Source organism: Pseudomonas sp. NPDC047961 (genome assembly GCF_050272435.1).
Lineage (GTDB): Bacteria > Pseudomonadota > Gammaproteobacteria > Pseudomonadales > Pseudomonadaceae > Stutzerimonas.
This window is the reverse complement of sequence record NZ_JBNNMD010000007.1, coordinates 111,479-131,463: the sequence shown is the minus strand read 5'-3', so window position 1 is coordinate 131,463 and position 19,985 is coordinate 111,479. Positions and strand designations below refer to the sequence as shown.

Annotated in this window: 20 protein-coding genes; 16 read left to right on the top strand and 4 right to left on the bottom strand. The window is 60.3% G+C overall.

Going from position 1 to position 19,985, the window contains the following annotated elements:
* The first annotated feature begins 24 nt into the window (after nucleotides 1-24).
* The 7 genes from hemC (at nucleotide 25) to ACQKIK_RS20635 (ending at nucleotide 6,496) form a co-directional block, all read left to right on the top strand.
* Nucleotides 25-963, top strand: a complete 939-nt coding sequence (gene hemC, locus ACQKIK_RS20665; protein ID WP_499137305.1) for a hydroxymethylbilane synthase — start codon at nucleotides 25-27, stop codon at nucleotides 961-963.
* Nucleotides 960-1,730: a uroporphyrinogen-III synthase gene (locus tag ACQKIK_RS20660; RefSeq protein ID WP_499137304.1), complete on the top strand. Its 771-nt coding sequence runs from the start codon at nucleotides 960-962 to the stop codon at nucleotides 1,728-1,730. Before hemC ends, ACQKIK_RS20660 begins: the two co-directional genes overlap by 4 nt.
* Nucleotides 1,731-1,746: 16 nt before the next feature.
* Nucleotides 1,747-3,024, top strand: coding sequence for a uroporphyrinogen-III C-methyltransferase (locus ACQKIK_RS20655; RefSeq protein WP_499137303.1), 1,278 nt, complete (start codon nucleotides 1,747-1,749; stop codon nucleotides 3,022-3,024).
* A complete protein-coding gene (locus tag ACQKIK_RS20650) occupies nucleotides 3,021-4,259 on the top strand; it encodes a heme biosynthesis HemY N-terminal domain-containing protein (protein WP_499137302.1) in 1,239 nt (412 codons plus the stop codon). Before ACQKIK_RS20655 ends, ACQKIK_RS20650 begins: the two co-directional genes overlap by 4 nt.
* A 128-nt stretch (nucleotides 4,260-4,387) precedes the next feature.
* Nucleotides 4,388-4,879, top strand: coding sequence for a disulfide bond formation protein B (locus tag ACQKIK_RS20645; RefSeq protein WP_045430867.1), 492 nt, complete (start codon nucleotides 4,388-4,390; stop codon nucleotides 4,877-4,879).
* Between the two features lie 251 nt (nucleotides 4,880-5,130).
* Entirely contained in the window at nucleotides 5,131-5,595 is a 465-nt protein-coding gene (locus ACQKIK_RS20640) for an Rsd/AlgQ family anti-sigma factor (protein ID WP_046162925.1), read from the top strand.
* A 115-nt stretch (nucleotides 5,596-5,710) separates the two neighbouring features.
* Entirely contained in the window at nucleotides 5,711-6,496 is a 786-nt protein-coding gene (locus tag ACQKIK_RS20635; RefSeq protein WP_499137301.1) for an AlgP family protein, read from the top strand.
* Here the strand turns inward: ACQKIK_RS20635 and ACQKIK_RS20630 are convergent.
* Nucleotides 6,469-6,948, bottom strand: coding sequence for a TIGR02444 family protein (locus tag ACQKIK_RS20630; protein ID WP_499137300.1), 480 nt, complete (start codon nucleotides 6,946-6,948; stop codon nucleotides 6,469-6,471). The genes ACQKIK_RS20635 and ACQKIK_RS20630 overlap by 28 nt on opposite strands.
* 68 nt (nucleotides 6,949-7,016) lie before the next feature.
* Here ACQKIK_RS20630 and ACQKIK_RS20625 point away from each other — a divergent pair, with 68 nt between their 5' ends.
* From ACQKIK_RS20625 to ACQKIK_RS20605, 5 genes are read left to right on the top strand one after another with little or no spacing between them, the layout of a single operon-like run.
* The gene (locus ACQKIK_RS20625) at nucleotides 7,017-8,927 is read left to right on the top strand and encodes an ATP-binding cassette domain-containing protein (RefSeq protein ID WP_499137299.1); all 1,911 of its coding nucleotides are present in this window, start codon (nucleotides 7,017-7,019) and stop codon (nucleotides 8,925-8,927) included.
* Nucleotides 8,924-9,505, top strand: coding sequence for a mechanosensitive ion channel family protein (locus ACQKIK_RS20620; RefSeq protein ID WP_128120265.1), 582 nt, complete (start codon nucleotides 8,924-8,926; stop codon nucleotides 9,503-9,505). The genes ACQKIK_RS20625 and ACQKIK_RS20620 overlap by 4 nt, the downstream gene beginning before the upstream one ends.
* 5 nt (nucleotides 9,506-9,510) lie before the next feature.
* Nucleotides 9,511-10,272 carry a TerC family protein gene (locus ACQKIK_RS20615; RefSeq protein WP_241530010.1) on the top strand — a complete coding sequence of 254 codons (762 nt, stop codon included), beginning with the start codon at nucleotides 9,511-9,513 and terminating at the stop codon, nucleotides 10,270-10,272.
* Between the two features lie 52 nt (nucleotides 10,273-10,324).
* Entirely contained in the window at nucleotides 10,325-10,957 is a 633-nt protein-coding gene (locus ACQKIK_RS20610; RefSeq protein WP_046162919.1) for a LysE family transporter, read from the top strand.
* Nucleotides 10,954-11,433 carry a YaiI/YqxD family protein gene (locus ACQKIK_RS20605; RefSeq protein ID WP_045430843.1) on the top strand — a complete coding sequence of 160 codons (480 nt, stop codon included), beginning with the start codon at nucleotides 10,954-10,956 and terminating at the stop codon, nucleotides 11,431-11,433. Before ACQKIK_RS20610 ends, ACQKIK_RS20605 begins: the two co-directional genes overlap by 4 nt.
* Before the next feature lie 49 nt (nucleotides 11,434-11,482).
* On the opposite strand, the gene ACQKIK_RS20600 is transcribed toward ACQKIK_RS20605, so the two are convergent.
* A complete protein-coding gene (locus tag ACQKIK_RS20600) occupies nucleotides 11,483-11,950 on the bottom strand; it encodes a thioesterase family protein (protein ID WP_045430839.1) in 468 nt (155 codons plus the stop codon).
* A 156-nt stretch (nucleotides 11,951-12,106) separates the two neighbouring features.
* Entirely contained in the window at nucleotides 12,107-12,769 is a 663-nt protein-coding gene (elbB, locus tag ACQKIK_RS20595) for an isoprenoid biosynthesis glyoxalase ElbB (RefSeq protein ID WP_499137298.1), read from the bottom strand.
* A 315-nt stretch (nucleotides 12,770-13,084) separates the two neighbouring features.
* Between elbB and hemB the strand changes: the two genes are divergently transcribed.
* On the top strand, nucleotides 13,085-14,098 hold the full coding sequence (hemB, locus tag ACQKIK_RS20590) for a porphobilinogen synthase (RefSeq protein ID WP_499137297.1): 1,014 nt from the start codon (nucleotides 13,085-13,087) through the stop codon (nucleotides 14,096-14,098).
* A 19-nt stretch (nucleotides 14,099-14,117) separates the two neighbouring features.
* Nucleotides 14,118-16,322 (top strand): polyphosphate kinase 1, encoded by a 2,205-nt coding sequence (ppk1, locus tag ACQKIK_RS20585; RefSeq protein WP_499137296.1) that lies wholly within the window; start codon nucleotides 14,118-14,120, stop codon nucleotides 16,320-16,322.
* A 48-nt stretch (nucleotides 16,323-16,370) separates the two neighbouring features.
* Here the strand turns inward: ppk1 and ppx are convergent, their stop codons facing one another.
* Nucleotides 16,371-17,873 (bottom strand): exopolyphosphatase, encoded by a 1,503-nt coding sequence (gene ppx / locus ACQKIK_RS20580; protein ID WP_499137295.1) that lies wholly within the window; start codon nucleotides 17,871-17,873, stop codon nucleotides 16,371-16,373.
* 200 nt (nucleotides 17,874-18,073) lie between these two features.
* Here ppx and trxA point away from each other — a divergent pair, with 200 nt between their 5' ends.
* Both trxA and rho read left to right on the top strand, forming a co-directional pair.
* Complete coding sequence (gene trxA, locus ACQKIK_RS20575) at nucleotides 18,074-18,400, top strand: thioredoxin TrxA (RefSeq protein ID WP_019341284.1); 327 nt, start codon at nucleotides 18,074-18,076, stop codon at nucleotides 18,398-18,400.
* Nucleotides 18,401-18,628: 228 nt separating this feature from the next.
* Entirely contained in the window at nucleotides 18,629-19,888 is a 1,260-nt protein-coding gene (gene rho / locus ACQKIK_RS20570; protein ID WP_045430829.1) for a transcription termination factor Rho, read from the top strand.
* Nucleotides 19,889-19,985: the final 97 nt, after the last annotated feature.

The following is a 19,985-nucleotide window of genomic DNA, read 5'->3' as shown; positions in this document are numbered from 1 at the left end:
CAGTTCATCTGTCTGGAATTGTTCATGTCCCGCGAAATTCGCATCGCCACCCGCAAGAGTGCCCTGGCCCTGTGGCAGGCCGAATACGTCAAGGCGCGCCTGGAAGCCGCTCATCCGCATGTCACGGTGAGCCTGGTGCCGATGGTCAGTCGGGGCGACAAGCTGCTCGATTCGCCGCTGGCAAAGATCGGCGGCAAGGGGCTTTTCGTCAAAGAGCTGGAAACAGCCCTGATGGAGAACGAAGCGGACATCGCCGTGCACTCCATGAAGGACGTGCCCATGGAATTCCCCGAGGGGCTCGGCCTGTATTGCATCTGTGAACGGGAAGACCCGCGCGATGCGTTCGTCTCCAATCACTATGAAAATTTTGATGCGCTGCCTGCCGCAGCGGTCGTAGGCACCTCCAGTCTCCGGCGCCAGGCGCAGCTGCTGGCGCGTCGCCCCGATCTGAAGATCCAGTTCCTGCGCGGTAACGTGAACACTCGCCTGGCCAAGCTTGACGCAGGCGAGTACGACGCAATCATCCTGGCGGCGGCCGGCCTGATCCGCCTGGGTTTTGGCGACCGCATCCGCACCAGCATCAGTGTCGAGGACAGCCTGCCTGCCGGCGGGCAGGGCGCCGTCGGGATCGAGTGCCGGACCGGCGATACCGAGCTGCATCAGCTGCTTCAATGCATGAACGATCCCCATACCGCCATCCGTGTGAGCGCCGAGCGGGCCCTGAACCGCCACCTCAATGGAGGCTGTCAGGTGCCGATCGCCTGTTATGCCGTACTCGAAGGCGATCAGCTGTGGTTGCGTGGGCTCGTCGGCCAGCCCGATGGTGCCTTGCTCCTACGCGCTGAAGGCCGTGCGCCCAATGCCGAAGCCGAAGCGCTCGGTGTGCGCATCGCAGAAGAATTGTTGCAACAAGGCGCTGGCAAGATCCTTCAGGATATTTATGGTGAGGCCGGCAAGGCGTGAACGGCTGGCGTCTCTTGCTGACGCGGCCCGCAGAAGAATGCGCCGCCCTGGCGGCCATCTTGGCGGGTCAGGGCATCCACAGTGCCAGCCTGCCCCTGTTCGCTATCGAGGCACTCGACGAAACGCCCGAACAGCGCGAGGTCATGCTGGAGCTGGATCGTTATGCTGCCGTGGTGGTAGTGAGCAAACCGGCGGCCCGGTTGGGCCTGGAGCGGCTCAGTCGTTATTGGAAAGTTCCCCCAGTTGGGCCAGTTTGGTTCAGCGTGGGCGCAGCGACTGGCGCCATTCTTGAAGAATACGGCCTGGATGTGTCCTGGCCCGCCAGTGGCGACGATAGCGAAGCGCTGCTGGCGCTGCCGCGACTGGCCGAGGCGCTAGACGTGGCAGCTCCGAAAGCGCTCATCCTGCGCGGGGAGGGGGGGCGTGAACATCTTGCCGATACGCTTCGCGGCCGTGGCGTTCAGGTCGACAGCCTCGAGCTGTACCGGAGATACCTGCCTGAGTACCCGTGCGACAGGTTGATTGAACTGGTTCGTTCGGAACGGCTGAATGCCATGGTGGTCAGCAGTGGGCAGGGTTTGCAGTCGTTACGCGAGTTGGCAGGATTCGATTGGTCAATGCTGCGTGAACTACCCTTGTTCGTACCCAGCCCTCGTGTGGCCGAGATGGCCGAGGCGTTGGGCGCCAAAAGAATCGTGGACTGCCGTGGTGCTGGAACCGCGGCTTTGCTGGCGGCGCTACGGGACAATCCCGGGCCCGCTTCCTGATGCAAAGGATGGAAACGTGAGCGAAGTAGACTCCGACAAGGCACCGCAGCAACCGAAGGGCAACGACTCTGTCGCCGCTCAAAACCCTGTGAAGAAAGAGCCGCAGAAGGATTCGAAAGAGGCGCCCAAGGCGCCACCACCGAAAACGCCGGCCGGTTCCACCGCCGATGCGCGTGGCAGCGGCAAAGGATTGGCCGGTCTGGCCCTGCTGGTCGGCTTGGCGGGTCTGGCAGCAGGGGGCTACAGCGTCTGGCAGACTCAGCAACTGGCCGATCAGGAGCAGCAACAGCAACAGTCGGCACAGGCTACGAGCGAACAAACCCGCCAGTTGGGCGAGCGCAGCGAGCAACTGGCCAGCCGCCTCGGCAAGCTCGAGCAACTGCCCTCGGCCGACCAGCTTGAGGACCGGCGCCGTTTGCTGACAGAGCTGCAAAGCGATCAGCAGCGCCTGGCGGGGCGTGTCGAGCAGGTTCTTGGGGCCAGTCGTGAGCAGTGGCGGCTCGCCGAAGCCGAGCATCTGTTGCGCATGGCGATGTTGCGTCTGTCGGCCATGCAAGACGTGAACAGCGCCGAATCGCTGCTCGCCGAGGCGGATCTGATCTTGCGTAAACAGGATGATCCGGGGGCGTACGCCGCGCGACAGCAGTTGCTCGAAGGGCTTGAAGCGTTGCGCAGTCTGCCGGAGCTGGACCGGACCGGGTTGTTTCTCCAGCTTGGTGCGTTGCGCGGTCAGGCCAATCAGCTGAACGGCCTGGCTCCTGAATTCGAAGAGGGTCAAGGGGCCGCAGGTGGCCAGGCTGATAGCGGCTGGCAGCGTTGGCTAAATGAGCTGACACGTTATGTCCGTATCGATTTCGACGCTGGTAATAGCGTCAAGCCGCTGCTTGCCGGTCAGGGTCTGGCGCAGGTGCGGTTGGCGTTGTCGCTGGCCATCGAGCAGGCGCAGTGGGCCGTGCTCAATGGCAACGAAAAGGTCTACCAGCAATCGTTGGATCAGGCGGGGCAGCTGATCAAGGATCACTTCAGCGAGGAAAACGGCCAGAGCCGAGGGCTGCGCGACCGTATCGAAGAACTGAAAAAGCGCCAAGTGTCGGTCAGCCTGCCCGACCTCTCACCGGCGCTCCGCGCATTGCAGACCTATGTGCAGAAACGTGAATCGTCCGAAAGCGCTGGGTCACCTGCTGACAGCGGCCCAGCACAGCCCGCGGACAAGACGACCCCGGAATCTGACCAGCCGACAGCCGATGAGCCAGCGTCCAATGAGCCGTCAGCGGAAGAGGGACAGCGCGCATGAAGCGATTCGCCTTTGTCCTGATCTTGCTTATCGCGATTGTCGGGTTCCTCGGCTGGGCCATTGCACAGGACCCGGGCTATGTCCTGATCAGCTATGACCGCTTCCGCTACGAGTCGAGCTTCTGGATCTTTCTTGGTCTGATCGCGTGCCTCTGGTTGTTGACAATGGTGGTGCACTGGGTGCTCGGCTTGTTGCACACGTCCGGCGCACTGGTCAATCCGTGGTCGCGTCGTCACCGTGAGCGTCGTGTCAGCAAGGCATCACGCAGCGGTTTACGCGAGTTGGCCGAAGGACAATGGACTCAAGCCTTGGGTCATTTGCGCTCCGCTGCCGAGCACGACCACCAGCCGTTGGTGCATTACCTTGGCGCCGCACGTGCCGCCAATGAACTGGGCGAGCACGAGCAAAGCGACGAGCTGCTCCGCAAGGCAAGGGAGCGCGAGCCCGAGTCAGGCCTTGCGGTTGGCCTGACCCATGCTCAGCTGCAAATTGCGAGGGGCCAATATGGCGAGGCGCGGGAAACACTCAACGCGCTGCACAGCGACCATCCCCGTCATCCCTACGTGTTGACCTTGTTGCAGCAGCTGTACGTTCAGCTCGAAGACTGGTCGGCTTTGTGCAGTTTGCTACCCGAGCTGCGCAAGCACCGCGTATTGCCACCGGCTCGCCTGAGTGAGCTTGAATTGCTGGCCTGGACAGCGGCGATTGAGCAAAGCGGTCAAACCCCGACAGCCAGTAATGAGGACGCGTTGCAGGCCCTCAATCAGAAGTGGCAAACCGTACCGTCGGGGTTGCGCAGTGAGTCGCTGCTGGTGCGAGCCTACGCTGACGGTCTGTCCCGCTTGGGGGCGGATGCTAAAGCCGAAGAGGTGCTCTACGCAGCGCTCAAGCGACAGTACGATGATCGCCTGGTCGAGCGCTACGGCCGCGTCCGCGGTCAGGACCCTGCACGTCAGCTGGCGAATGCTGAAGGCTGGCTCAAGGCTAATCCCGAGAATGCCGAGCTGCTGCTCGCGCTTGGCCGGCTGAGCATGCGCAACGCGCTTTGGGGCAAGGCACGCGACTATCTCGAGGCCAGCCTGCGCTTCGAACACCGTCCGGAAACCTGCGCCGAGCTGGCCCGATTGCTGGCCCAGCTAGGGGACAACGAGCGCAGCAACCGGCTGTTCCAAGAAGGGTTGGGGCTCCTCGATCAGTCCAGCGCCAACCGGATACAAACCACCAGCAGCAGTTAGCGGTTGGCAGTCGGCGCGGCGCCCGGGTAGTGACGCCCGTCCCGCGCCGCCGCGGCGATTTGCGTATGGCTTGCAGCTCGCCTCCTGCCGCACTACCGTAGCGAACTTTTCCTGTCTGCGGAGTTGCCATGAACCTGGCCAGCCCACGTTCGCTGTTTCTTCTGGCCTTCATCGGCTGCGCGTTGATGATGGTCGCTGCCCTGTATCTCGAGCACGTCGTCGGGCTGGTTCCCTGCCCGCTGTGCATCGTTCAGCGTATTTGCGTTATCGGCTTCGGTCTGGTTTGTCTGGTCGCTGCGCTGCATGGCCCACGCAAGACCGGTCGCCGTGTTTACTCGGTCATGGCACTGCTGTTCGCGGTTGCTGGAGGGGGCACTGCGATACGCCAGATATGGCTGCAGAACATGCCTGCCGATCAGCTGCCGAGCTGCCTGCCCAGTCTCGAATACATGATGGATGCGTTGCCGTTCCAGGAAATTGCCCGCTTGGTGCTTCACGGTACCGCCGAGTGCGCCGAAGTTACTTGGACACTGCTCGGAATGAGTATCCCGGAGTGGACGTTGCTCGCATTCATTGCAATGGCCCTGTTCTGTTTCTGGCAGTTGCTGCGCCGCGACTAGGCTTTTTGTCGAGGCGGGGCGAATGATCGCCCCGCCTGATGGTCAATGAGCAGGGCGAAGCGGTCACGCTAGTGATGCCAGTTGAAATTCATCCTTGCTGCTTGATGCTTCGTTCCGCGCAGCTTAGTCTGCCCTGGCGGCGTCGGTTTTCTGCCAATTTCGCTGTCACTCACCCAAGGCCGATATCCCAAGACAAAAAACCGTCTCGGAAGGCGCAACAGGCATCATCGATTAGGGAAAGTGAGGTCATCATGCTCGAGAGCTGTCGGAACGCCCAGGAACGCTGGGGAGGTGTGCACCTGCTGATCGACCGCTGGCTGCAGGAACGCCACGCATTGATCAACGCATTCGAAGGGCTGCATGGGGGTGCCGAAGCGGCTACTCGCCCGGCCTTGCAAAAATTCTGCGAAATCTTGCTCGACTATGTGTCGGCTGGTCATTTCGAGATCTACGAGCAACTGCTCAACGAAGCAGAAGCCTTTGGTGACAAGCGAGGGCTGGATCTGGCGCGTCAGATTTATCCTCGTATCGAGGCGATTACCCAGGTGGCGGTTGCTTTCAATGACCGGTGCGACAACGGCGACTGTCTCGAAAGCCCTGGCCTTCCAGAAGAGCTGAAGCGTCTGGGCCAATTGCTGCACGAGCGCTTCGAGCTTGAAGACTGCCTGATCGAAGTACTGCATACCGCGCATAAAGAGCCTGCTGCTACCGCCTGACCGATGCCGGTCAGCTGCGAGCGAAGGATCGCTTGTAGCACGCTTCGCTGATCGGTTGGCGGATCGCTGCGGCCCGTCTAGTATGGCTGCACCAATCCCGCCAGGAGGCGCTTTCATGCCAGCAAAGAAAAACGCGGTCACTACCCCGCTGCACTTGCTTCAGCAGCTATCGAAAAGTCTGGTCGTGCATCTGGAAAAAGCCTGCACTGATGCACAGAAGGAAGCAGAGATCCTCTTGGCCAAGCTTGAAAAGCAGCGTGGCAAGACGCAGGAAAAACTGATCAAAGCGCGCGCCAAGCTCGACGAGGCCGGCAATGCTGGCAAGTCGAAGGCGCAAAGCAAGGCTCGGTCCAAACTGGCCGAACTGGATGACATGCTTGCCTTGCTACAGTCACGGCAGAACGAGACCTTGAGTTACCTGGCTGACCTTAAGCGCGACGCCGAGCAGAGCTTGAACCTGGCGCAAGGTGTCGCTCAGGTTGAAAAGGCTGCGGCGCAAGCACTGGCATCGCGCAGCAAGGCCACGCCGTCACGTTCGGCTTCAGCGCAACGCAAGGCTGCGCCAGCATCAACCAAGTCAGCTCCTGCCAAGCAATCTTCCAGCAACTCGACCCCGGCGGCGAGCAAGCCAGCCACAACCCGCGCCCGAACAGCAGCCTCAAAAGTTGCGGATAGCAAGTCCTCCACGGCTAATGCGCCCAGCGGCTTGGGCGCAGCCGATAGTGGCGCTCCGAAACGTCCCGCTAGGCCTGCCACTAGCCGCGCGAAGCCAAAACCTGCTTCCACCAAGTCATCCAGCGCTGCCAAGCCCGCTGCAACGCGCAAGCCTGCTGCCACACGCAAGCCCGCACCAACCAAGGCCGGCAGTGCGGATCAGTCCGCCCCGCCGGCATCCAGCTGAGAAGCTGCACGGCGCAGCACGGTCAGCAATGCATCGGGGTCGCCGTTGATCCCCGTGCATAGCTGGTTCAGCCAGTTGTTAGAACCGTTTTCCCGCAACCAATGCTGCGTTGCCTGCTGAAGGCGATCGAGCTGAGTTCGTTCGGCGTCTAGCTCCAGCGTTTTGACTCGCTGGCGCAAGCTGGCGAGCTCGGTGTCGATGGCTGCCTGCTCACGCCACGCCTGACGCAGATTTCGCAGGGGCAATACCACTGCGCTCTGCCAGTCCTTGCTGAGCTGTTTCAGGTCTTCCAATCGCTGCGCGTTTTGTTGGATGCCCCGAATTTCCAACCAGACGCAGGCGAGCAGCAAGCATACGTCCATCCCTAGCGCCTGCAACTCAAGACACGCCTTTTCCACGCCAGGCTCTGCATAACAGGCGCGGGCAAAATTCCAGAGTTCGTCATTGTTCATCTGTAATTGGTTTTTTTCATGAGCAGCCGGATGGATTTCCGGGCGACCTGATAAACTCCGCCGCCATTATGATCCGACTTCAGAACCTGACTCTACAGCGCGGCCCGCAGCGTTTGCTGGAAGGCGCCGAGCTGACCCTTCATCCTGGCCATAAGGTCGGGTTGGTTGGCGCCAATGGCGCCGGTAAGTCCAGCCTGTTCGCCTTGCTGCGCGGCGAATTCACCCCCGACGAGGGCGACTGCCAGCTGCCGCCCGACTGGCGCATTGCACACATGCGCCAGGAGGTCGATACGCTCGATCGGTTGGCGGTCGATTACGTGCTGGACGGCGATACCGAGTTGCGCCGCATTCAGGGTGCGCTGATCGAAGCTGAAGCAGCCTCTGACGGTGGGGCACTGGCTCGCTTGCATACCGAGCTCGATAACGCCGACGGCTATACCGCTGACGCACGGGCACGCAAGTTGTTGGCCGGCCTGGGTTTTGCCAATGAGCAAATGGATCTGCCGGTAAGCAGCTTCTCAGGAGGATGGCGGATGCGTCTGAATCTGGCGCAGGCGCTGATGTGTCCGTCTGATCTGTTGCTGCTCGACGAGCCCACCAACCACCTCGATCTGGATGCCATTCTCTGGCTGGAAGCCTGGCTTAAGAGCTATCCGGGCACACTGATGCTGATTTCCCATGATCGCGACTTCCTCGACGAGGTGGTCGGTCATGTAGTGCACGTCGAGCAGCGCAAGCTGACGCTCTATCGCGGGGGCTACTCGGCCTTTGAGCGGGCGCGGGCCGAGCGCCTGGCGCAGCAGCAGCAGGCGTTCGAAAAGCAACAGGCACAGCGCGAGCACATGGAGGACTTTATTCGGCGCTTCAAGGCCAAGGCGAGCAAGGCGCGACAGGCGCAGAGCCGGATCAAGGCCCTGGAAAAGCTTGAGGAGTTGGCCCCGGCGCATATCGATTCACCGTTCGACTTCGTTTTTCGCGAGGCGGATAAGGTCTCCAGCCCGCTGCTGGATCTGGAGCAGGGGAGTCTTGGCTACGGCGACAAGGTGGTGCTAGAGAAGGTCAAGCTGCAGTTGGTCCCGGGAGCCCGCATCGGTTTGCTTGGCCCCAACGGAGCTGGGAAATCCACGCTGATCAAGACGCTGGCCAACGAGCTGCAGCCCTTAGGTGGACGCCTGCAGCGCGGCGAGAACCTTGTCATCGGCTATTTCGCCCAGCATCAGCTAGACGCTCTGGACGCCAAGGCCAGCCCGCTGTTGCATCTGCAGCGTATCGCCCCTGGCGAACGGGAGCAGGTACTGCGTGATTTTCTCGGTGGTTTCGATTTCCGCGGCAATCGCTGCGATGAGCCGGTCCTTAATTTCTCCGGCGGTGAAAAGGCCAGGCTCGCGCTAGCGCTGATCGCCTGGGGCAAACCCAATCTGTTGCTGCTCGACGAGCCGACCAACCACCTCGATCTCGAGATGCGGCTGGCGTTGACGCTGGCCTTGCAGGACTTCGAGGGGGCCGTGCTCGTCGTGTCCCACGACCGGCACTTGCTGAAAAGCACGACCGATGAATTCCTGCTGGTTGCAGAAGGCCGGGTCGTGGAGTTCGAAGGTGACCTTGAGGATTACGCTCGCTGGCTGGTCGACTACCGTTCCCGCCAGCAGCCGCTGAGCCCAGTGGAGCCCGCGGGTGAAAAGACTGATAAGCGCGCCGCCCGCCAGGCTGCGGCTACCCTGCGTCAGCAATTGGCTCCGTTGAAACGGCAAGCCGAAAAGCTAGAAAAGTCTTTGGCTGATATTCACGAAAAGCTCGCGCCGCTGGAGGCGCGTCTCGCTGATTCGGATGTATATGAGTCGGCCCGCAAGGATGAGCTGCGCGAGCTGCTGGCCAAGCAGGCTGAATTGAAGGTGCGCGAAGGCGAACTGGAAGAGGCTTGGCTGGAGGCGCTCGAAGCGCTCGAAGTTCTACAAAGCCAACTTGAGGCGAGCCTGTGAGCGAGCGGTGGTTGATTTTTTCGCAAAGATGGAGCGATCAGTTACTGCTCGGATTGCAGATACTGTTGATTCTGCTGGTCGCCTATATTCTTCAGCGGCTAGTCGTACGTGGGCTTTCACGGCTCGGCAGTCGCTATCCGCTTCCGCCTGAACTGCTTTTGCCGCTGCGTGGCGGGATTCGCTGGTTCATTATTGGCGGTGCGCTGATCATGGTGCTGGAACGCGTCGGAGTTTCGGCCACCGTCATTTGGACCGCCTTCTCCGGGTTCGTGGCAGTTGCAGCCGTGGCCTTCTTTGCTATCTGGAGCGTGCTCTCCAACCTGCTCTGCGCTGTGCTCATCATGACCGTTGGCCCGTTTCGGTTGGGCGACATGGTGGAACTGGTGGAGAGTTTCGACAAGCCCATCGTCAAGGGCCGAGTCATCGATATAAACCTGCTTTACACCACGCTGGAAGAGTCAGCCGATAGCGGAACCGGTGCGATCGTTCAGGTTCCTAACAGTCTGTTCTTCCAGAAGGTGTTGCGCCGCTGGCGTGGCACCGAGATCCAGCCTCCTCATCACAACGCACACGAGTAGCACGCATGGAATGGCTTAGCAGCCCCGAAATCTGGGTCGCCTTTTTGACCCTGACCGCCCTGGAAATTGTCCTGGGTATCGACAACATCATCTTCATTTCCATCCTCGTCGGGCGCTTGCCGAAGGAGCAGCAACCCAAGGCGCGTTTCTTTGGCCTGGCCTTGGCAATGGGCACGCGGATTCTCTTGTTGCTATCGATCGCCTGGGTCATGCGCCTGACCAATGACTTGTTCACCGTATTCGAGCACGGTGTGTCCGGGCGTGACCTGATCCTGTTCTTCGGCGGCCTGTTCCTGCTGTTCAAGAGCACCATGGAAATCTGGCATAGCGTTGAAGGCGAAGAAGAGTCGGAAGGCACCACCGGAGGTGCGGTCAAAGCAGGCTTCGTTGGCATCATCCTGCAGATCGCAGTGATCGATATCGTCTTCTCGCTGGACTCGGTGATCACCGCAGTGGGCCTGGTAGACAACGTGCAGGTGATGGTTGCCGCAATCGTGATTGCCGTCGGGGTAATGATGCTCGCCGCTGGCACCATCAGCGACTTCATCGAGAAGCATCCGACGCTGAAAATCCTCGCGCTGTCGTTCCTGATCGTAGTCGGCACCCTGCTGGTGGCCGAAGCCTTCGGCGCGCATGTGCCCAAGGGCTACGTGTACTTCGCCATGGTGTTCTCGCTAGGGGTCGAGGCGATCAACATTCGTATGCGCAAAGCGATGAATCGCAAGCTGAAGGAGCCGGTCAAGCTCGGCAAAGACATACCGGACTAAGGGCTGTGCTGAAAGCTGCGCCTGTCAGGCGCAGCTTCTGGGGGGATCAATCATGACGCTCGAAACCTGGCTTGCCTTTCTTGTAGCCTGTTGGGTCATCAGCCTGTCGCCGGGGGCGGGTGCGATCGCCTCGATGTCGTGCGGATTGCAGTACGGCTTCTGGCGCGGTTATTGGAACGCGATCGGTTTGCAGATTGCGCTGGCGATGCAGATAGCTGTAGTGGCCGCGGGTGTCGGAGCGGTGCTGGCGACCTCGTCGCTCGCCTTCAGCCTGATCAAATGGTTCGGGGTCGCCTATCTATTGTGGCTGGCGCTTAAGCAGTGGCAGGCGGTGCCATCAATGCTTGACGACAGCGCTGCACCGCGACCGATCGGGCGCCCGTTAGCCTTGGTGTTCCGCGGTTTTCTGGTCAATGCCAGCAATCCTAAAGCCATCGTGTTCATTCTCGCTGTGCTGCCGCAGTTTCTCGATCCACAGCGCGACCTGGTACTGCAGTACCTGCATATGGGGGCCACGATGGTGGTGGTCGATCTGATCGTCATGGCGGGCTATACCGGATTGGCGTCCCGGGTTTTGCGCTTGCTGCGCACGCCGCGTCAGCAGCGCCTGGTCAACCGTAGTTTCGCCGCTATGTTCGCCGGCGCTGCCGCTTTGCTGGCTACGGTGCGGCGGGCTGTTGCATGACGGGAGCTGCACCGCTTCGGGTATGGGTTGACGCTGATGCCTGTCCCAAGGCTGCCAAAGAACAGCTGATCAAGTTTGCCCTCAAGCGCAAGTTCGAGGTGCTGCTGGTGGCGGGGCAGAGCCAGATCAAACCGGCCTTCGCCTGTGTTCGTCTGATCGTCGTGCCGAGCGGCCCGGACGCGGCAGATGACTATCTGGTCGAGCATGCGCAGCCTGGCGAACTGGTAATTTGCAGCGATGTGCCGCTGGCTGATCGACTGGTGAAAAAAGGCGTGGCGGCTCTCGATCCGCGCGGTCGTGAATTCGACGAGCGCAACATGGGCGATCGTCTGGCGGTGCGCAACCTGTTCACCGACCTGCGTGAGCAGGGCCAGGTGGGCGGGGGGCAGGGTGCTTACGGCGACCGTGATCGGCAAGCGTTTGCCAACGCGCTGGACCGTCTGCTGACTCAGCTGGCTCGAGCCGGCGTCCGCTAAGCAAACACGGCTGGCGCGGGGCTGTTCAGTTTAAGGTCGAGCTTCCGGGTCAGCCGCAAAGATAGGTGCCGGTCCCTACTGCGATCAACACCCCTTCTTCGTTGTGCAGTTCGGAGCGAACCACCGCGACCTTGTTGCCGGAGCGCAATAGGGTAGCGCCAGCACTGAAGCGTTTGCCGCGTCCTGGGCGCAGGTAGTCGATGCGTAGGTCGATGGTGCCGAGGCGCGAGAGACGCAGGGCGCGCTCTTCGGTGGTCAGGTGCTGATGTTTCTCGAAGGCTCCGATCATTGCCATGGCGCCGCCGACGACGTCGAGAAGCGACGCGATCACGCCGCCATGCAAAATGCCGTGAAAGAAATTACCGACTAGCTCTTGTTTCATTGGCAGGTGCATCACCACGCGCTGGCGGGACACCTCATCCAGTTCGATACCCAGGTATTCATTGAACGGAATGCGCTCGAACAGCTGGCGCACCGCGTGCTGTTGTTCTTCGATGGTATCGATCGGGTGGTTCATGCGTGCGGCTCTCCGGCAGATCCAACTAAGCTGCCGGAGGGAGGGGGGATTGACCAGTGGCGCGGCGGGAGCGCCGGTAAGATTGGCGGTATCGCCACGCCGATGCCTCAGCTCCCACGCCTCGGCTCGAAAGCTGGGGCAAGGCCAGCCGAGGCGCTATTTGCCGGTCAGCGCCAGCACCCTATCGACCAGCTTGTAGATGCCCGTAGCTGCGTCGCTGATGGATTGCGCCAACATATAGGCAGCGGTGGTCACCAGGTTGTGCCGCGAATCCTCGACGATCTCAGTGACTTCGCACGGTTGGTGTTCGACGCCCATCTCCCGTGCCGCCGCTGCAGCCGGATCGTCGTCATTGCCCAGGGTGCAGACCACGCCGCGGCCAAAGATCTGGGCCGCCATGGTAGGCGCGATGCACATCATGCCGACCGGCTTGCCGGCCGCGGCAAAGGCTTGGGCCAGCGCCAACACATCGGGAAGCACTTTGCAGCCGGCGCCCTGGGTGGCGAAGTCAGACAAGTTTTTCGCTGCGCCAAAGCCGCCTGGCACGATCAGCGCGTCGAACTCCTCGGCATTGGCTTCGCGAAGATCCTTGATCTCTCCCCGTGCCAAGCGCGCGGACTCGACCAGCACGTTGCGTTTTTCCGGCATCTCTTCACCGGTTAGGTGATTGATTACGTGCATCTGCTCGATGTTCGGCGCAAAGCACTGGACCTTGGCGCCACGCTGATCCAGGCGCAACAGCGTGATCACGCTCTCGTAGATTTCCGAGCCGTCGTATACGCCACAGCCGGAAAGAATCACGGCGACTTTTCTGTTCATTGAGATACTCCTGGTCAGTTCAGCAGCCTGGCAACTGCGCCAGGCAACAGCCTTCGATGCTAGCCCTTGGTGGGGTTCAAGGTAAGTCCATCGCGATAAAGGTTGGATGCCTTATCGCGTCGGGTGTTCAACTGTGGGCGCGTCTGGCCTAGGCACTTCAGCTCGGCGATAGACTGCTCAAAGCACTGGCAGTGCCCGCGCTTGGTGGCGACAATAAGGGCAATCTCCGGCCGGCGCGGATTGCTTGTCATCAAGCTGTCACGATGTCGGCTTATAACCGTCATATTCGCCCGTTCTGCGGGCCAGGAGTTCGTTGTGAGTTTCGTTCCTGCCAATCGCTTGTTCCCCGCTACACGGTTGCGCCGCAATCGTCGTGATGATTTTTCCCGCCGACTGGTACGCGAGCATCGACTGAGCGTGGATGACCTGATCCTGCCCGTGTTTGTTCTCGATGGCGAAAATCGCCGCGAGCAGGTGCCGTCGATGCCCGGCGTGGAGCGTCTTTCCATCGATTTGTTGTTGGAAGAAGCCGCGGAACTGGTCGCGCTGGGCATCCCTGCGTTAGCGTTGTTTCCGGTCACCCCGCTGGAGAAGAAATCCCTCGATGCGGCGGAAGCTTGGAATCCTGAGGGCATCGCCCAGCGCGCCACCCGGGCCCTGCGCGAGCGCTTCCCGGAGCTCGGCATCATCACTGACGTTGCGCTGGACCCCTTCACCACTCATGGCCAGGACGGAATTCTTGACGAGCATGGCTATGTGCAGAACGACGTCACGGTCGACGCGCTGGTCCGTCAGGCCCTGTCCCACGCTGAGGCGGGCGCGCAGGTGGTTGCACCATCGGACATGATGGATGGGCGCATCCAGGCGATACGCGAGGCGCTGGAGGTGGCTGAACATCACAATGTGCGGATCATGGCCTATTCGGCCAAGTACGCCAGTGCCTACTACGGGCCGTTCCGCGATGCGGTAGGGTCGGCGGCGAATCTGGGTAAGGGCAGCAAGAACACTTATCAGATGGACCCGTCCAATGGTGACGAGGCTTTGCACGAAGTCGGTGCCGACCTTTCAGAGGGTGCCGACATGGTCATGGTCAAACCGGGCATGCCCTATCTGGATATTCTCTGGCGGGTTAAAGATGCCTTTCGAGTGCCGACCTTCGTCTACCAGGTCAGCGGCGAGTATGCGATGCACATGGCAGCGATTCAGAACGGCTGGCTGAGCGATGCCGTGATTCTCGAATCGCTGACCGCCTTCAAGCGCGCAGGTGCCGATGGCATCCTCACCTATTTCGCCAAGCAGGCGGCACAACAATTAAAACAGGGGCAATGAGCCCTCCCGAGGCAGATCGATGACTAATCAGGGACTCAGCGAAAGCGAATTGCAGACTGCAGCCATTGAAGTGCATCCCCTAGAGGAAATGGCCCCGCCAGCGCCTGAGGTGGAGAAGACAGAGGAAGCGCCAGCGCCACCGGCCCCCCCGCCGAATCTGGACGACAACAGCCTCTACATCCACCGCGAGCTGTCACAGCTGCAATTCAACATTCGCGTTTTGGAACAGGCGCTGGACGAGTCCTATCCGCTACTGGAACGGCTCAAATTCCTGCTGATCTTTTCCAGCAACCTCGATGAGTTTTTCGAGATTCGTGTTGCGGGGCTGAAGAAGCAAGTCACGTTCGCGCGTGAGCAGGCAGGTGCAGACGGTCTGCAGCCGCACCAGGCGCTGGCGCGTATTTCCGAACTGGTCCACGAGCAGGTCAGCAGACAGTATTCGATCCTCAACGAGATCGTGCTGCCGGAACTGGCCAAGCATCAGGTGCGTTTCATTCGTCGGCGCAACTGGACAACCAAGATCAAGGCCTGGGTGCGCCGTTACTTTCGTGACGAGATCGCACCGATCATCACGCCGATCGGCTTGGACCCAACCCATCCGTTTCCATTGCTGGTTAACAAGAGCCTGAACTTCATTGTCGAGCTTGAAGGTATCGATGCCTTCGGTCGCGACTCCGGGCTGGCGATCATTCCGGCGCCGCGGTTGTTGCCCCGGGTTATTCGGGTGCCGGAGGAGGTGGGCGGGCCTGGCGCGAACCACGTGTTCCTCTCCTCGATGATTCATGCGCACGCTGATGATCTGTTCCACGGCATGAAGGTCAAGGGCTGCTACCAGTTTCGCCTGACGCGTAACGCCGACCTCTCGGTCGACACCGAAGACGTCGAGGATCTGGCTCGGGCGCTGCGTGGCGAGTTGATTTCACGGCGCTATGGCGACGCAGTTCGGCTGGAGGTGGTGGATACCTGTCCTAAGCATCTCGCTGATTTCCTCCTCAAGCAGTTCAACTTGAGCGAAAGCGAGCTGTATCGGGTCAACGGACCGGTCAACCTGACCCGGCTGTTCAGTATCACCGGTCTGGATAGTCATCCTGAACTGCAATACACCCCCTTCACGCCAGCAATCCCGAAATTGCTTCAGAACAGCGAGAACATTTTCAGTGTGGTCGGCAAGCAGGACATCCTGCTGCTACATCCCTACGAGTCCTTCACTCCCGTCGTTGACCTCCTGCGCGAGGCGGCGAAGGATCCCTGCGTTTTGGCCGTCAAACAGACGCTTTATCGCTCTGGTGCCAACTCGGAGATCGTCGACGCGCTGGTTGAAGCCGCGCGGAACGGCAAGGAGGTCACTGCCGTCATCGAGCTGCGGGCGCGCTTCGATGAGGAGTCCAACCTGCAATTGGCCAGCCGGTTGCAGCAGGCCGGGGCCGTGGTGATTTACGGTGTGGTGGGCTACAAGACCCACGCCAAGATGATGTTGATCCTGCGCCGGGAGAATGGCGAGTTGCGGCGTTACGCCCATCTCGGTACGGGCAACTACCACGCCGGCAACGCGCGGCTGTATACCGATTACAGCCTGCTGACCTCGGACGAAGCGCTCTGCGAAGACGTGTCGAAGCTGTTCAGTCAGTTGATCGGCATGGGCAAGACCATGCGTATGAAAAAGTTGCTGCACGCGCCCTTCACCCTGAAGAAGGCGTTGCTGGACATGATCATGCAGGAGACGCAACACGCCAGCGAAGGCAAGCCGGCGCATATCATTCTCAAGGTCAATTCGCTGACCGACGCGAAAATGATCCGGGCGTTGTACAAGGCCAGCCAGACCGGGGTGCGCATCGATCTCATCGTTCGCGGTATGTGCTGCCTGCGCCCTGGCATTCTCGGGGTCTCGCACAATATCCATGTGCGTTCGATCATTGGTCGCTTCCTAGAGCACAGCCGAGTGTTCTATTTCCTCAACGGCGGTGACGAGAAGCTCTACCTGTCCAGTGCCGACTGGATGGAGCGCAACCTGGATCGGCGGGTCGAGACCTGCTTCCCGGTCGAGGGCAAGAAGCTGGTGACACGGGTGAAGAAGGAGCTGGAGGGCTTCCTGACCGACAACACCCAGAGCTGGGTGCTGCAGTCTGATGGCAGTTATCTGCGTAACAGCCCAAGCGGCAATCAGAATCCACGCAACGTGCAGAACACGTTGCTGGAGCGTCTGGGAAGCCCGACTGCGCGATAGACACCGGGGGTAATTGGGGTGGCAGCGGTTCGTCGACCGCTGCCAAACTCAGCGCACGCTGAGAGTGAAGTCGATCCGCTTGAGCCAATCCGCCTCCAGGGCAAAATCGGCTTGTGTCAGCGGGTTTTGAGCCAGCCAGTCTTCAGGAAAAGCCACGTCCAGACTGTTATCGCCGGCCTTGAGCTGAAACGCTGGCGCTTGCTGTGGGCCACGGATGTGGTGGAAAAGAATCGCGAAGCGCAGCAATACGCAGAGTCTGGTCAGCTTCACGCCGTACTCGCTCATTTCCTCGAATTTCTGCTTGGGTATATTGCGGCGGTGGCCGCGAACCAGCAGCGCCAGCATCTGTTGATCCTGACGGGAGAAACCGGGGAGGTCGGAGTGCTCGATCAAGTAGGCGCCGTGCTTATGGTAGTGGTAGTGCGCGATGTCCAGTCCGACCTCATGTATCCGCGCCGCCCAGCTGAGCAGTTCTCGCAGCCATTCTTCATCTAGTGCCCAATCCGAAGCGACCTGATCGAAGGCTTCCAGCGCCTTGCTTTCGACCCGAGCGGCCTGGTCAGTGTCGACGTGGTAGCGCTCCATCAAAAAGCTCAGTGTGCGATCGCGGATGTCTTCCTGGTGGTGTCGACCAATCAGATCGTAGAGCACGCCTTCGCGCAGTGCGCCTTCGGAGTGCGCCATGCTGGTCAGCTCCAGGGCGTCGAAGATCGCTTCGATAATGGCCAAGCCCGCAGGGAAGATGCTCTTGCGGTCCGGCTTGATACCGTCCATGTCGAGCTTTTCAACATCGCCCAACTTGAACAGTTTGCGCTTGAGCCAGCCGATGCCATCGGCCGTGACTTCTCCGTTGCTAAGCCCGGCGCTCTTGATCGCGAGACCGACGGCGCGAATGGTGCCGGACGCACCCACCGCATCCTGCCAGCCGAGCCGATGCAGCCCGTGCTCGACGCTCATCAGCTCTAGCCTCGCGGCGGTATACGCCTGCGCGTAGCGGGCCGGCGTAATCTTGCCGTCCTGAAAAAACCGCTGAGTAAAGCTCACACAACCCATTTGCAAGCTTTCACGCAATAGCGAATCGAAACCTTCGCCGATGATGAATTCGGTGCTGCCACCGCCGATGTCGACGACCAGCCGCTTGCCACTAGACGCGGGAAAGGTATGCGATACGCCAAGGTAGATGAGTCGCGCTTCCTCTCGGCCGGAAATCACCTCGACCTGATGCTGGATGATTGTCTCAGCTTGGCGAATGAACTGGGCGCGGTTGCGCGCCTCTCGCAGGGCATTGGTGCCGACCACGCGCACCGCGCCCTGGGGGAGATGATTGACCAGCTGAGCGAAGCGGCGAAGGCAGTCCAGGCCGCGCTGCATGGCAGCTTCGTCGAGCTGTCTGTTCTCATCAATGCCGGCGGCCAGCTGGACCTTTTCGCCGAGCCGCTCGAGGATGCGCATCTCGCCGTTGCTGGTGCGGGCCAGCACCATGTGGAAGCTGTTCGAGCCGAGATCAAGGGCGGCGATCATCGGAAAGGGTTCGGCGGCTGTTGGGCGCATGGGGCAGTCTCTGTGCAAAACTCCGACATCCTGACATGATCGCCCTCATCCGCCAACGCGCAGCGCTGCGTCATAGCGCTCCGTGATCGATCCATTGCGCCTTCCATGGTCTATTGCCCAAGCGACAGGCTGCGACTTTCGATCCGCACCAAGCCGGGCTATGATGGCGTCACTTCTGATTTTGACCCTGGAGAAACTCCATGAGCGAATACATCAACAATGTCAGCGACAGCAGCTTCGAGCAGGACGTGCTCCAGGCCGATGGTCCTGTTCTGGTCGATTACTGGGCCGAGTGGTGTGGCCCGTGCAAGATGATTGCTCCAGTGCTCGATGAGATCGCCAAGGAATACGAAGGCAAGCTCAAAGTCTGCAAACTGAACATCGACGAGAATCAGGAAACCCCGCCGAAGTACGGCGTACGTGGCATTCCGACGCTGATGCTGTTCAAGAACGGCAATGTCGAGGCCACCAAGGTGGGTGCTCTGTCGAAGTCCCAGCTGGCAGCGTTTCTCGATAGCAATATCTGATTCACGGTTGCTGCTTTCGAAAGCCCCCGCAAATGCGGGGGTTTTTTATAACTGCAGGGTGGACGCTTCGCCTGCACGGTGCTAAATTCGGCCCTGCGACGCTTCTCCGTCGCCCTCTGCATGCCGTCGCCGACGCACTTCAGCCTCATAAAGCACAACGAACCTGTTCGTCTCCTGCTGCGCGGCTTCTCAAGCTAATCGCTTTCTTCATCCCTTCTGACTCTTTCTATGAATCTGACCGAACTTAAGCAAAAGCCCATCACCGAACTGCTGGAAATGGCCGAACAGATGGGCATCGACAACATGGCCCGTTCGCGCAAGCAGGACGTGATTTTCTCTCTGCTGAAAAAGCACGCGAAAAGCGGTGAGGAAATCTCCGGTGATGGCGTGCTGGAGATTCTGCAAGACGGCTTCGGCTTCTTGCGCTCCGCGGATTCGTCCTATCTCGCCGGCCCGGATGACATCTATGTCTCGCCGAGCCAGATCCGCCGCTTCAATTTGCGCACCGGCGACACCATCGTCGGCAAGATTCGCCCGCCTAAAGAAGGCGAGCGTTATTTCGCGCTGCTCAAGGTTGATACGATCAACTTTGATCGCCCGGAAAACGCGAAGAACAAAATTCTGTTCGAGAACCTGACTCCGCTGTTCGCCAACAAGCGACTCACGATGGAAGCCGGTAATGGCTCCACGGAAGATCTCACCGGCCGGGTGATCGACCTTTGCGCCCCGATCGGCAAAGGTCAGCGCGGTCTGATTGTCGCACCGCCGAAAGCGGGCAAGACGATCATGCTGCAGAACATTGCGAGCAACATCACCCGTAACAACCCCGAATGCCACCTGATCGTTCTGCTGATCGATGAGCGCCCGGAAGAAGTGACCGAAATGCAGCGCACCGTGCGCGGCGAAGTGGTCGCCTCTACCTTCGACGAGCCACCGACCCGCCACGTGCAGGTCGCTGAGATGGTGATCGAGAAGGCCAAGCGCCTGGTCGAGCACAAGAAGGACGTGGTCATCCTGCTGGATTCCATTACCCGTCTGGCCCGTGCCTATAACACGGTGATTCCTAGCTCCGGCAAGGTACTGACTGGCGGTGTCGACGCCCATGCCCTGGAAAAGCCCAAGCGTTTCTTCGGCGCCGCGCGGAACATCGAGGAAGGCGGTTCGCTGACTATTATCGCCACTGCGCTGGTGGAAACCGGCTCGAAGATGGATGAAGTGATCTACGAGGAGTTCAAGGGCACTGGTAACCTCGAGTTGCAGCTTGATCGCCGTATCGCCGAGAAGCGGGTATTCCCCGCGATCAACATCAACCGTTCGGGTACTCGTCGCGAAGAATTGCTGACCAGCGAGGAAGAGCTGCAGCGCATCTGGATTCTGCGCAAGCTGCTGCATCCGATGGACGAAAGCGCTGCGATCGAGTTTCTGCTCGACAAGCTGAAGGACACCAAGACCAACGAAGAATTCTTCATGTCAATGAAGCGCAAATAAGTCTGGTCGTTGCTGCCGAGGCCGGGGAAACCCGGCCTTTGTCTGTCTGCAGGTTTTGTATCGACCTGCGCCAAGGCTACACTTTCCGCCCGGACAC

Excerpts from the sequence above, each read along its gene's own strand:
- ACQKIK_RS20640 (WP_046162925.1), top strand. The coding sequence starts at position 5,131 with ATGCTCGAGAGCTGTCGGAACGCCCAGGAACGCTGGGGAGGTGTGCAC.
- ACQKIK_RS20645 (WP_045430867.1), top strand. The coding sequence starts at position 4,388 with ATGAACCTGGCCAGCCCACGTTCGCTGTTTCTTCTGGCCTTCATCGGC.
- trxA (WP_019341284.1), top strand. The coding sequence starts at position 18,074 with ATGAGCGAATACATCAACAATGTCAGCGACAGCAGCTTCGAGCAGGAC.
- ACQKIK_RS20605 (WP_045430843.1), top strand. The coding sequence starts at position 10,954 with ATGACGGGAGCTGCACCGCTTCGGGTATGGGTTGACGCTGATGCCTGT.
- ppk1 (WP_499137296.1), top strand. The coding sequence starts at position 14,118 with ATGACTAATCAGGGACTCAGCGAAAGCGAATTGCAGACTGCAGCCATT.
- ACQKIK_RS20600 (WP_045430839.1), bottom strand. The coding sequence starts at position 11,950 with ATGAACCACCCGATCGATACCATCGAAGAACAACAGCACGCGGTGCGC.
- ACQKIK_RS20650 (WP_499137302.1), top strand. The coding sequence starts at position 3,021 with ATGAAGCGATTCGCCTTTGTCCTGATCTTGCTTATCGCGATTGTCGGG.
- ACQKIK_RS20635 (WP_499137301.1), top strand. The coding sequence starts at position 5,711 with ATGCCAGCAAAGAAAAACGCGGTCACTACCCCGCTGCACTTGCTTCAG.
- ACQKIK_RS20615 (WP_241530010.1), top strand. The coding sequence starts at position 9,511 with ATGGAATGGCTTAGCAGCCCCGAAATCTGGGTCGCCTTTTTGACCCTG.
- elbB (WP_499137298.1), bottom strand. The coding sequence starts at position 12,769 with ATGAACAGAAAAGTCGCCGTGATTCTTTCCGGCTGTGGCGTATACGAC.
- ACQKIK_RS20610 (WP_046162919.1), top strand. The coding sequence starts at position 10,325 with ATGACGCTCGAAACCTGGCTTGCCTTTCTTGTAGCCTGTTGGGTCATC.
- rho (WP_045430829.1), top strand. The coding sequence starts at position 18,629 with ATGAATCTGACCGAACTTAAGCAAAAGCCCATCACCGAACTGCTGGAA.
- ACQKIK_RS20630 (WP_499137300.1), bottom strand. The coding sequence starts at position 6,948 with ATGAACAATGACGAACTCTGGAATTTTGCCCGCGCCTGTTATGCAGAG.
- hemC (WP_499137305.1), top strand. The coding sequence starts at position 25 with ATGTCCCGCGAAATTCGCATCGCCACCCGCAAGAGTGCCCTGGCCCTG.
- ppx (WP_499137295.1), bottom strand. The coding sequence starts at position 17,873 with ATGCGCCCAACAGCCGCCGAACCCTTTCCGATGATCGCCGCCCTTGAT.
- ACQKIK_RS20625 (WP_499137299.1), top strand. The coding sequence starts at position 7,017 with ATGATCCGACTTCAGAACCTGACTCTACAGCGCGGCCCGCAGCGTTTG.